This is a genomic window from Psychroflexus planctonicus (genome assembly GCF_014640195.1).
Lineage (GTDB): Bacteria > Bacteroidota > Bacteroidia > Flavobacteriales > Flavobacteriaceae > Psychroflexus > Psychroflexus planctonicus.
On sequence record NZ_BMGM01000001.1, the window covers coordinates 119,816 to 132,537 of the forward strand.

At 36.1% G+C, this 12,722-nt stretch carries 5 protein-coding genes; all 5 read right to left on the reverse strand.

Features of this window, described 5'->3' with window-relative positions; all coding sequences use genetic code 11:
• Window positions 1-22 precede the first annotated feature (22 nt).
• Complete coding sequence (sov, locus tag IEV72_RS00620) at window positions 23-7,285, reverse strand: T9SS outer membrane translocon Sov/SprA (protein WP_188457141.1); 7,263 nt, start codon at window positions 7,283-7,285, stop codon at window positions 23-25.
• Between the two features lie 4 nt (window positions 7,286-7,289).
• Window positions 7,290-7,871 carry a Holliday junction branch migration protein RuvA gene (gene ruvA / locus IEV72_RS00625; RefSeq protein ID WP_188457142.1) on the reverse strand — a complete coding sequence of 194 codons (582 nt, stop codon included), beginning with the start codon at window positions 7,869-7,871 and terminating at the stop codon, window positions 7,290-7,292.
• A gap of 171 nt (window positions 7,872-8,042) precedes the next feature.
• Window positions 8,043-10,334 (reverse strand): NADP-dependent malic enzyme, encoded by a 2,292-nt coding sequence (locus IEV72_RS00630; RefSeq protein ID WP_373283978.1) that lies wholly within the window; start codon window positions 10,332-10,334, stop codon window positions 8,043-8,045.
• A gap of 80 nt (window positions 10,335-10,414) precedes the next feature.
• On the reverse strand, window positions 10,415-11,344 hold the full coding sequence (gene queG, locus IEV72_RS00635) for a tRNA epoxyqueuosine(34) reductase QueG (RefSeq protein WP_188457143.1): 930 nt from the start codon (window positions 11,342-11,344) through the stop codon (window positions 10,415-10,417).
• Window positions 11,341-12,657 carry a cytochrome P450 gene (locus IEV72_RS00640; RefSeq protein WP_308420146.1) on the reverse strand — a complete coding sequence of 439 codons (1,317 nt, stop codon included), beginning with the start codon at window positions 12,655-12,657 and terminating at the stop codon, window positions 11,341-11,343. The genes queG and IEV72_RS00640 overlap by 4 nt, the downstream gene beginning before the upstream one ends.
• Window positions 12,658-12,722 lie beyond the last annotated feature (65 nt).

A 12,722-nucleotide genomic window follows, 5' to 3' on the forward strand; every position in this document is an offset into this window, starting at 1 on the left:
TTTTTATATGTAATTAGTTGTTTTAATTTCCGAAGTTATAAGTTAAGGTTAATCCTGTTCTAATTGTGGTTTGTGGAAAAATTGTAGAGATTGCATTTTCTGTGAAAATATGATCGTAGAAAAAGATTACTGTAAGTTGTTTGGTTATCATATAATCTGCTAAAAAATTGATACTCCATATATCTTGCCCTGCTGTTGTTCTGTTGTTTATTACGTCTAAGCCTCTAATAATGGTTTCATTTCTTCTATAGGCTACGTCTAATTTCAAGTTTAAATCGCTACTTATTACTCTTCTATTTCCTTCAAACTGAGTAACTATTCTCAAATCTTTAATTCTATAACCCAAACCTGCAATGTATTCTTGACCTATCATTTCAGTTAGCAGGTTATTATCGAAACTTAAGGACAAAGTACGGTCTTTTTTTATTTCTGTTAAAATACTAACGGAGTTTTTCATTTCAAAATCTACTTGAACCAATGGACTAAAGACTTCCATTAAGTTCATATTGGCAATGTAGAGTTCGTTTTTAAAGTTTCCGTTTTGATCTCTATTGAATTCGCCATAAGGATCTCTGCGGTCAAAATCTAAGTTAGACTGAAACGCGTTCATAGTATACGAAGACTGATAGCCATGTTGTATTGAAAAACGATTGAAGTTGTCTTTAAACCATTTCAATTTCATCAAGCCCGTGTACTTAAAATTCCAATTAGGCAGAGGCGTGTCTCGAAACGGACTTAAGCTCACACTTTCTGGATTTTGATCTGTGTAAGCAGATAAAAACGCTGGAATTAATACCGCTTGGTTGGTTCTTCCGAAACCGCTAGGGTAGCCATTATCATCTACGTTTTCTGGATCATCTGGATTTATTCCTGCTTGTATTGCTAATCTTCTTGCAATTGCCAACCTGTTTTCACGGAATTGCTCAAAAACCGGTGAGTTTTCTCGTGTACTTTCGCTAAAAGCAGTACCAATCATCATTGTAGAAATACTGAAGTTTCCGAAGGTGTTTGGTGTTAAAGATTGGTATTGTAATGATTCTCTATCTACTCTAAAGTTTTCTGTATAGGTTTCTGCATATTGTCTATTGGCAATTATATCTAAAGTCATTCCAGGAATAAGCTTCACCGATGCATTAAAATCTAATTGTTCTGTATTGGTTGCCATGTACTGTTCATTGAATTCTTGGTATTCGGTTAACCATCTATTCATTGCAGCTCTTTGTCTTACATCGCGTTGTCCACCAAAAGTAAATAAAGGCGAAGGTGTAAGCGTGCCTGTAAAACCAATATCGTGAGTAAACCCAGGAATAAAAGTTCCTCGATTTTCTGTATAATTTAATTGTACTCGGTCTACCATAGTTAATAGACTTACACCAAGGTTGTAAAAATGATCTCCAAAACTCAACTTATCTTTTGCGTCTTCATCATCCTGTTTCTGGTCGTTAGATTTAGTAAAACTACCTTTTGCACCTGCTCTTGGATTTCTTCTATCTGCACCACGTTGTAATTGCTGACCAGCAGCATCTCCTTTTGCTTTGCGCTTTTTAAGGTTGAGGTAATTATACAACCTAGACATATTAAGTGTATTGTTTATTTGGTGCGCAGATGAATTTTGAACGGTGTTTCCAATATTTGGGATTCCTTCTAAATTTCGAAGAATTTCTGAACCTTTTTGCCATTGAAAATCTCCAGTAAAAGAATAATTAGATTGAATAAATTTTAAAGCTGGGATTTTATCAAATGGCAATGAATAATTTAACTGCAAGGTTTGCATGTGTGTATTTGGAACACCCACATCAAAAAAGCCATCCCAAACTCCAACACTGTCGTCTTGGTTTAAATCTTCATCAAGAAAATTTCGTACTATTCGGTTTTGTGAAGCATTAAAGTTAATGTTTAAATTCTTTGTTAAGTCCCAATCTAAAGCATATTGCCAATTGTAAAAATAATTGCGTTGATACAGTTTTGGCAAACCAATGCTTCCAGGTGGCAGGTTTAATTCTCTAAACCGAACTTCACTATATTGTCTAATTACACTGCTTGATGCAGTTAAACTTGTTGGCAATAGATTTAAATTAAAGTCTTTTAACAAATCAAAATATTTGCTCTTATTTAAAAACTCAATATTTTTTAGTGGCTCTATTTCAACTTCAGCAAAATTGTAGGCATAATTTGCATTGAAATCTAAATTTTGATCAACGGATTGTTGAATTTCAAAATCACGATGCTCAACTTGATTATAAGTTCCTGAAAGGGTGAAATTTTCAATATCCCATGGCTTCGGAATTCTATCTTGATTGGTTCTATCCTTTCGTAAACCTATTATACTTATTGATTGTCTTTTGGTATACGCTTCTGCTCTTTCGCTAAATTCATCTCTTAATTGTGGATCTTCTGTATTATCTAACAGATTATCTAATTCTATATCTAAAAGTACAGGATCAAATCTTGGTGTGACCAATTCTTCACCACGTCCGTAATTAAAAGGAATTTTTATTCCCCAATCTTCAGGTAAAAGTTGCCCTACGTTTAATCCAGTTACAAAATCGTATTGTTGCGTATCTTCTATACTTCGCTGATTTGGTCCTTGGTCTATAGATCCAAAACCAATGGTGGTTCTGCTTGCTGAACCTGAAAAAGTAGCAAAATCTGCAATGTTGGTATCTAAATCTAATACAGCTGCCCAGCCACCTTGACTTTTCAATTCAGAAACACGTAATTCATTAAACCAAACCTGCCCAGAGATGTTTTGGTCTGATGCGTTTCTAAGACCAATCATAAGGACGCGTATGTTTCCAAAACTCGGGTTTCCTTTTATACCAAGCCTTAAACCTTCGGTTTGAAAATCTGGCGATGGATTTAAGTTTTCATCAAAAAAGTTTAAATCTAGGCTACTAAAGTTTTCGCTTCCAATAACAGTAGCTTTTATTTGTTGTAATAACTCCAAGTCTAACTCCAAATCATTTTCTAGTGGCCAAACGCCTCTAGGCGAAGTGTCTGAAATATCACTTACTTTTAAAGGAACTTCAATTTCATAAAAGTTATTGGTAAAATCGACTCCCATTCTAATGTAAGCAACCATTTGTCCGTCTTGTAGCTGTGTTTCTGGTGGTGGCAAAGCTTCAGCATGTAAAAACATTTCTAAAAAGCGATACTGACGCATATCTACTTGAAAATTCTTAAATACCGCTCGCGAATCTTCTGGTTGAAGGTTTTTTACACTAAGTGCTAAAGATTGTTCATCTTCTCTAATTACCACATTATTATTTACAATTTGTTCTCTAATTACTCCGGGTGGTGTTACATATCGCGAAGTAATTTCTTCACTTACTGGAGTAATGCTAAATGATGTAGAAGAAGTAGTAGTCGGGTCTGTGCCATCGGGAAGCACAGGTTGGTCGTAAGTTAAATAATCTCCACGCACTAAATCTAAAGAGCCCATTCTTAAAATGGTTTCTTGTGAAAAATCAGTCATAAACATCCGCATGAACCGGACAGCTCTTAAATCTGAAATCCCTCCAACAGAATATTCTGAAGAAGTGCGTAATGGAACTCTAAATTGAACCCATCGCACTGGGACTTCTTCCCCATTTGGTGCAGTTGTTGTTAACTCCTTCACATCGGTAATGTAATCTTCAGAAACGCCTGCAATAGCGCTTGTATTGTTATCTACACTCATGTTGGGATACATTGGCACTTCATATTCAAAGTAGCTATCAATAGTATTCATGGTGTTATCTCTATTTACATCTTCTACATCTGGAAGTGGTGAGTTTCCTCTAAAATTTTGAGTAACTTCAACAGGATTATTTCCTTCTGAACCATTGTATTTTTCATATCTATTTAAAATACCACCATCGCGTTGTAAGTAAAAGTCGTAATCATCTCCTGCGGGGTCTTCAAAATTGGCAAAATCTGGAAAGTTAGCTGCTTCAGCTTCATTATCGTAACCATCAAAACCTACATCCTGATTGGCTCTTTGAGCACCTTCCGTATCAAAGGCGTACACTAGAGATTGGTTTGCAGGAACTTTAGCAAAAGTTGTTTGTAATGTGTTTTGAGTCCCTCCATCTTCTGGTAAGCCATTTTCATATTGTTTTCTTCCGTCTTTTAAAACATCTTCTGAAACACTTCCGAAATTTAAAACTAGTTTTCCTCCATCATTTCCTGCATTTTCTGGATAAATGAACGGATCCATCACCCAAAACTCAACAAATTCAACATTAGAACGCTCAAAATCTGTAGTTTCAAGACCACGCATAATACCACCAAAGTTCTGATCTGGATTAGGTAGGTTTCCGTTACTGGCAGCGGCTGGATTGAAATTATACATTCCGCGTTCTGTAGGTTTAAAAACCAAATCGAAAGTTGGAATGGTTTGAAACTGACCTGGTACAATATCTCGATTTGGAAATATTTCATTAATTAAAATACGTCTGGAATACCAAAAAGATAGATCATCGTCCGTCATGTTGGCTGGACGTTGCGTGCTGTAAAAAATGGGATCTATGGTGTACCAATTCAATTTTGCTCGGTAATGATTGATACTAATATCATCATTAGCATTAAAATTTCCACCTGCGTCGTTAGGTCCACGATATCCAACTGGAACACTAGAAAGTGACCATGGCTGTGGATTTAAAAGTGAAATTGAAGTTTGTGAAGCTTCAAAATCATCTATATAGGAAGCATCTCTTCCACCAAAATTATCAGCGTCTGGAGTACCTGGTTGAATGTATGCAAACTCACCACGAATAGAAAAATTAGACTCTACTTCTGTATTGATATTTGGTAATTTATTTACAATTCGTGTAAAAAATGGAACGGTGGTATTGTAGTTGAAATTGATTCCATACATGGTATTGCTTATCGGCTCGCTACCATAATTTGATTTTTGGGTAAGCGGTCGCTCGTTCATGTTTAAAAAAGTACCGCCTAGAATAAAATTTTCTGAAAATTCATGCTGCACATCAATTCCTGTGAAGCGTTTGGTTTGTCTACCAAAAACAGCATTGTTTTCAGTTGAAACCTGTATAGGTGTATCGGAAGCTTTTAGTGCTTCATCTAATATTTGAACAAGACCCAATTCGTAATTCACCACATAATCTACTCCCTCTTGAAGCGTTCTTCCTCCAGCGGTAACTTCAACAGAACCACGCGGAACATTAAATGCACCTATGGGAATTCCTTCCTGCCCTGAAGCTCTATATTGACCGCGCAACTGAAACTTATTTCGCTCTGCTTCTTGTTGCATAGCTTGAGTCTTGGTTGTTTCATATAAAGCTTGAAAAACATATTGCAACTGGTTTTCATTCCAAGTAGATTGATCTTGATAAGTAGCTCCTGGAGTGTTATTTAACTCTTCAAATAAAAACTCTCCAAAGGGTTCTACTTTTGTAAATTTTATAAACCCGTTTTGCCGATCGATAGTTATACCTGGCACAAAGTCGAAAAAACCGTCACTTCCAGGTAAATCCCCATTGGAATTTAATCTATCAAAATTAAGCAATTGTAATAAATTTTGATCGGCTACATCTTCAGGCAAAGCTGTATTTGAACCAGGTGCTTGTTGCAGAAAATTAACAGGTTGTGGATCGGTGTATAAAATATTAAAGCGAAATCCTTCTTGTTCTATATCATAACCACCGATGCTATAAATGTTTTTCATCATCAAGTCCCAAATTGGTTCATTTACATTGGTAATAGGACTTTTCAACATCTTTACTACCAAGTTTTGGTTGATGGTAACGGGTTGGTTTTCTTGGCCAGGTTCTGGGTTTTGATTTTGAGAAGGTTGCGAAGAATCTACACCATCGTTAGCAAATTCTCCAACTTTATAAACTCTTCCATTGGAAGTATACTCGTAAGCAATAGCTAAAATTTCATCGTTAGAAATACGTTGATTTAAAGAAACGTATCCCAATTGTGGGTGCAGCGTATATTCATTGGGAGATAATTGTCTAGCATTTTCTAACACTCCGTAATCTCTACCTTCGGTAACAAATTGAGAAGCGGGACCAAAACCTTGTGCTACAGTAGAAATATCCCGTATTGCTGGTGTAAGAATAGAAGAGCCACCACCATTTATTCCTAAAGGATTAAAATCATTATTTCGGTTATCTGGAAGCGCATTCAACTGATTAATAAAATTAGGAATAGGTGGCGCAATTGGATTTCCATTGTTGTCTAAGAACAAACCTACTTTATCTGGATCAGATTCGCCTAAATCCTGAATGGCAACAATGTTTCTTGCGTTTTGTAAACTTTGCGGGTTATTATTTCTGTTGGTTACCCAAATTTGAACTCTGGTAATTTGAAATTTACTGTTTATAAAAGGGTAATTTAGTAAAGCCGTATCGTACTCATCACGAAAAGCTTGAGACAAGAAAAAGTGTTTATTCTCATCGTACTCCAATCCAAATTTATCAAATTCATCAACTGTTCCACCACCTTCAACATTTACGCTTTGTCGTTCAGAGTTCATTTCTGAAAATACTCCAGTTATGGTAGTTTTACCAAACTTCAATTGAGCTTTTACACCAAATAAACTTTCAGCACCTTGTATAAGCGAGCTGTTGAGCGGCATATTTACGTTACCTACTTCAATTTTTTGAACTATATCATCTTCTTCAGGTGTGTAATCTATTTTGATTTGGTTTTGAAAATCGAAAGTAGATTGTGTATTGTATTGTGCAGCAATGTTTACACGTGTTCCAACAGTTCCTTCCAAACTCAAGTTGATTCGTTGATCGAAATCTAGAGTAGTATTGCTTTGGTTTCTTGGAGAAAGTGAAGGGTTATCTTGTTTGGAGTACAAAACACCTAAATCCATAGAAACTTGACCTTGTGGAATTACTTCTATTTTACTGCCTCCAAAAATACTTTCAAAAAAACTGTTATTTACGTAAAAAGCAGGAATTAAGTTTTTAGACTCTTCATTTTCTGGATCTTTAGCAGCATCGCTTTTTTGTTTGAAGTATTCTTTCATTTGCTCCCTAAGCACCAAATCCTGATATTCTTCAGGAGTAAGCACCATGGGGTAGCTTATGTTAACATCTCCAATTTTTTGTGAAAAAATGTAGCGGTCTATAATTGGGTCGTAAGTATACAGATTTTGTATACTTTCTGGATCCTTGATTTTCACCTTCCCAAAAGTATAGCCTTCTTGAATACTATCCTGTTCGGTTTCTTCTTCTTGGGCAAAAGTAAAAGCAGTTATAAAAAGTATAACTGCTAAAAAAATAAATTTCTTATGCTGGCGTAAAAAGTTACGTTTGTTACTCAATGTGTTACAAGTTTTTTAATGCTTGTTTTAAAATAAATTCAACACTTGCTTCGGGCTCAATTTTAACAATTCTAGCAACAACTTTTTCAACTTGTTTTTTAGAATAGCCCAGTGTTTCTAAAGCTGATAACGCTTCTGTTCGGTTTGTATTGTTTGAAAATGTTAAATTTTCTAAAGAAGTATTTACTTCTGAAACTTTATCCTTTAAATCTACAATTACACGTTGAGCAGTTTTGGCTCCAATTCCTTTTACGCTTTTAATGGTTTCTACATCTGAAGTAGAAATGGCTTCTACAATTTCAGATGGAGAAAGCGAAGAAAACATTAATCTAGCTGTATTTGTACCAATTCCTGAAACTGAAATTAATTTTCTAAAGACTTCTCGTTCTACTTTACCCGCAAAACCATATAATATTTGCGCATCTTCTCTAACGTGCAAGTAGGTAAAGAGTTTGATGTTTTCGTCTTTTGGCAATTGTTCAAATGTATGTAATGAAATATTGACTTCATAGCCTACACCACCACAATCTATAACCACATGAGTTGGATTTTTTTCAATCAGTTTTCCTGATAGCTGAGTAATCATAAAAACAAGGAATTTGAGCGCTCAAATGTAGTAAAATAATCTAAAGCAATGCTTTTGAAAACTGATTTTTAAAGGATTCAATTTTTGAAATTCAATTTTCTAATTGAATTGTCCTATACCAGTCAATGAAGTAAGGAATATAAATTACACTGACTGGTTTATAATCATCTATCAGTCTCTTTTCCGCTTTGCTTTTTGTTGTGCATCTAATACGGCAACAGCACTCATATTTACCATTTCATCTACGCTTGCACCCAATTGAAAAACATGTGCAGGCTCATTTAATCCCATTAAAATTGGACCGATGGAATCTGCATCATTTAGTTCTTTAAGTAGTTTATAAGTTCCGTTAGCTGCATCCAGATTTGGATAAATTAGCGTATTTACTTTTCGATTTCGCAACTTACTGAATGGGAATTTGTCCATTCGCATTTTTCGATTCAAGGCAAAGTCTACTTGCAATTCACCGTCAACTGCAATTTCTGGATAATGTTCGTGCAAATAGGCCACTGCTTCGGTAATTTTTTTAGCCATTGGATTTTTAGACGAACCAAAGTTGGAATAACTGACCATAGCAACAATGGGTTCGATGCCAAACATTTTTACAGTGAAGGCGGTCATTTGAGCAATGCGCGCTAATTCCTGCGCACTTGGATCGATATTGATTGATGTATCACTTATAAAAATTGGCCCTTTGGAAGTCATCATTAAATTGGTAGACGCTACTTTTGAAACGCTGGGTTCTTTTCCTATAATTTCTAAAATAGGTTTCAATACAGAAGGATAAGCTCTAGAATATCCAGAAAGCATGGTGTCTGCATCACCTTCAACCACCATCATAGCGGCGAAATAATTGCGCTCACGCATCAACTTCTCCGCTTCATATAAAGTAATTCCTTTTCTTCTTCGTTTTTCCCAAAGGGATTTTCCGTAACGTTTTAATTGTTCCTTTTGCTTATCCGATTTAGGATCGATAATCTTTACATCTTCAGCTTCAAATTCAATTTCATGCATCAATTCCTGTATCACATCTCGTCTTCCTAGCAAAATAGGAATTCCGATGCCTTCGTCATAAACCGTTTGCGCTGCTTTTAGGACGTCTAAATGGTCTGCTTCTGCATATACAATTCGTTTTGGATTGTTTCTCGCACGGCTTAACAACAAACGGGTAATTTTATCTTCGCTTCCCATGCGCTCTAAGAGTTCACTTTCGTAAGCTTCCCAATCTTCTATTTGTTCTTGAGCAACTCCACTTTCCATGGCAGCTTTAGCAACCGCTGGTGGAATTTCAGCAATTAAACGCGGATCGAAAGGTTTGGGAATAATATATTCTCTTCCAAAAGCTAGTCGAGTTTCAGAATAAGCAATATTTACTTGTTCAGGAACGGGTTTTTTAGCCAGTTCTGCAATTGCCCTAACTGCCGCAATCTTCATTTCTTCATTGATTTTGGTTGCGCGAACATCTAACGCACCACGGAAAATAAATGGAAAACCCAACACATTGTTTACTTGGTTAGGGAAGTCTGTTCTACCCGTTGCCATAATTACATCCGATCGGGTTTCTACTGCCGTGGGATAATCAATCTCGGGATCGGGATTAGCCATGGCAAATACAATAGGATTTTTAGCCATGGATTCCAACATTTTTGGGCTCACAATTCCCGCTACTGAAAGACCTAAAAATACATCGGCATCTTTCATGGCATCTTCTAAAGAAAGGTCTTCTTCTGCAAATGCGTAGGATAATTTTCGGTCGGAAAGATTGTTTCTTCCTTTGTGTAACAAGCCTGAGCTATCGTACATTAAAATGTTTTTTCTTTGTACGCCAAGCATTACATACAAGTCTGTACACGCCATAGCAGCTGAACCTGCGCCTGAAACCACTAATTTTACATCTTCAATTTTTTTATCAGCAATTTCTAAAGCATTGAGTAAGGCGGCTGCCGAAATGATTGCCGTGCCATGTTGGTCGTCGTGCATCACAGGAATATTCAACTCTGCTTTTAAACGATCTTCAATTTCAAAAGCTTCAGGAGCTTTGATATCTTCTAGGTTAATTCCACCAAAAGTAGGTGCAATGGCTTTAACGGTTTCAATAAATTTCTCAGGGTCTTTGGCATCTACTTCAATATCAAACACATCGATGTCCGCAAAAATTTTGAACAACAGTGCCTTTCCTTCCATCACGGGTTTGGATGCTTCTGGACCGATATCACCTAAACCTAAAACCGCTGTTCCGTTGGAAATTACGGCAATCAAATTTCCTTTGTTGGTATATTTATAAACGTCTTCTACATTTTTGGCAATTTCATTACAAGGAGCAGCTACACCAGGCGAATAGGCCAAACCTAAATCGCGTTGGGAATTATGTTTTTTGGTTGGAACTACTTCCGTTTTTCCTGGCCTCGGTTTAGAATGATAAACTAATGCGTGACGTCTGAGTCTATTTTTATTGATGTCCATTTGTGAATGTGTTTAGTACAAAGTTAAATTTATTTGCTGCTGTACCTATTTTTTAAAATAAAATTAAAATTTGAATATTCTTACTCATCAGATACAAACTTGATGTTTCGTTTGAAACCTTCATATTTTGTTCGTTTTACAGCAGATTTTCGGAAGATATCCTGAAAAACGTCTTTGGTGATTTCTTCCCATTCTTTTTTAGAATAATTCAACAAACGTTCATCTGGATTAAATAAGGGTTCTTGGTGTGCTTTACTGAATTTATTCCATGGACAAACATCTTGGCAAATATCACACCCAAAAGCCCAATCGTTAAATTTTCCAGCCATTTCGGAAGGTAAATCGTCTTTCAATTCGATCGTAAAATACGAAATGCATTTGCTGCCATCTACCACATAAGGTTCTACAATGGCTTGGGTCGGGCATGCATCAATACAAGCGGTGCAACTACCGCAATGGTCGGTTACAGGCGTGTCGTATGCCAAATCTAAATCGATGATTAATTCGGCTATAAAATAAAACGAACCGACTTGTTTTGTTAGCAAATTGGAATGTTTTCCTACCCAACCCAAACCGCTTCTTTTTGCCCAAGCTTTGTCCAATACCGGAGCAGAATCTACAAAAGCTCTGCCATGTACTTCGCCTATTTCTTGCTGAATGAACTGCATTAAGTCTTTCAATTTGTCTTTGATAACAAAATGATAATCGCGCCCATAAGCATATTTACTAATTTGGTAGGTATCTTCCCGCTGAAGCTTTTGCGGATAATAATTGTATAGTAAGGAAACAACCGACTTGCTTCCTTCTACTAACTTGGTTGGATCTAAACGTTTATCGAAATGATTTTCCATGTATTTCATTTCGCCGTGCATGTTCTGTTGAAGCCATTTTTCTAAACGTGGGGCTTCGTCTTCCAAAAATTCAGCTTTGCTCATGCCACAACTCAAAAAACCTAATTCTTTGGCTTTTTGTTTGATGAGTTGGCTATGTTTTTCGGCAATGGAATTCATGTTCGCGCTTTAAAACTCAAATGAGCATTTTTAGGTTTTAAACTGATTAAAGGTAAAATTTCAATCGGTTTATCGGTGTATTCCGCTTCAAAATGGCTGAATAATTCGTGTAGAACTAAAGTGATTTCATACATGGCGAAATTGTTCCCTATGCATTTTCTAGGTCCAGCACCAAATGGGAAATAGTATGCCGAATGGTTTTTACCATTAAGAAATCGTTCAGGATTAAAGCTTAATGGATCTTCCCAAAAATCTTCTTTTCGATGCATTTCATATAAAGAAAATAACAAGCTTGTATTTTTAGGAATTTCAAAATCTTTAAAATGAAGGGGTTTGGTGTTTACCCGATCGATGAAATAAACCGGTGGATACAAACGCATGGATTCTTCAATAACCGCGGTTATGTAACGTGAATTCTTCAACTTATCCAGCAGCGATTCGTTTATATTTTTGTCTACTTCAGCACTGATTTTTTGTTGTACTTCAGGATTTCTAGCAATCAACTGAACACAAAAACTCAATGCGTTGGAAGTAGTTTCGTGGCCTGCAATAAACAAGATTAATATTTCATCTAGGAGTTTTTCATGGGTCATTGTGCTTCCATCTTCGTAGGTGGTGTGCAACAACATATCAAGCAAATCTTCACTTTGTTCATCCTGATTTCTACGTTGAGCTATAATTCCTTCAATGATTTGTAAAGCCTCTTTGGTAAGCAAAAGCGTTTTTTTGAGTTCGCCACTCCACATGAACCACCATTTTTTGTAAGGCTGGCGAAGTTCTTTTACCAACATTTTCTGAGCTTCTTCAGTAATGAATTGCAAACGTTGGATTTGCTCATCGCTAATGGCATCACTGAACAAACTTTTTGCCACGACTTTAAATGCTAAATCATTAAAAATAGGAAAGACGTCGATGGATTGCTTCGGTTGTATACGTTGAACTTCTTTTTTGATGGCAGCTTGCATCAAATCTAACAATTGAAAAATATTCTTCTTGTAAAAGGTGGGTTGTAGTAATTTTCGTTGGGTTTTCCATTCTTCCCCTTCTACCGTAAGCAAACCTTTACCAACATATTTTACTAAATCTTTGGTTTGAATGGGTGATTTAATAAAGTCTTTTTGTTGCTTTTGAAGTGCTAAAATGGCTAAATCTTGGTCTCTTGAAAACACCACATGATTGCCAAAGCCTAAATTAAGTTGAAATGTATCTCCGTGTTTTTTGAAATTTCGGTGATGAAAAGGCAAAGGATTTTTCAAAATTTGAAGCGAATTCTTCAAAAACAAATAAGCGGGTACTTGTGGTAGTTTTTTCAATCTTATGTTTTTAAACTTTTTAATACTCCTAACTATCGAGTTCATCATCAATAAGGAAGGCGTCG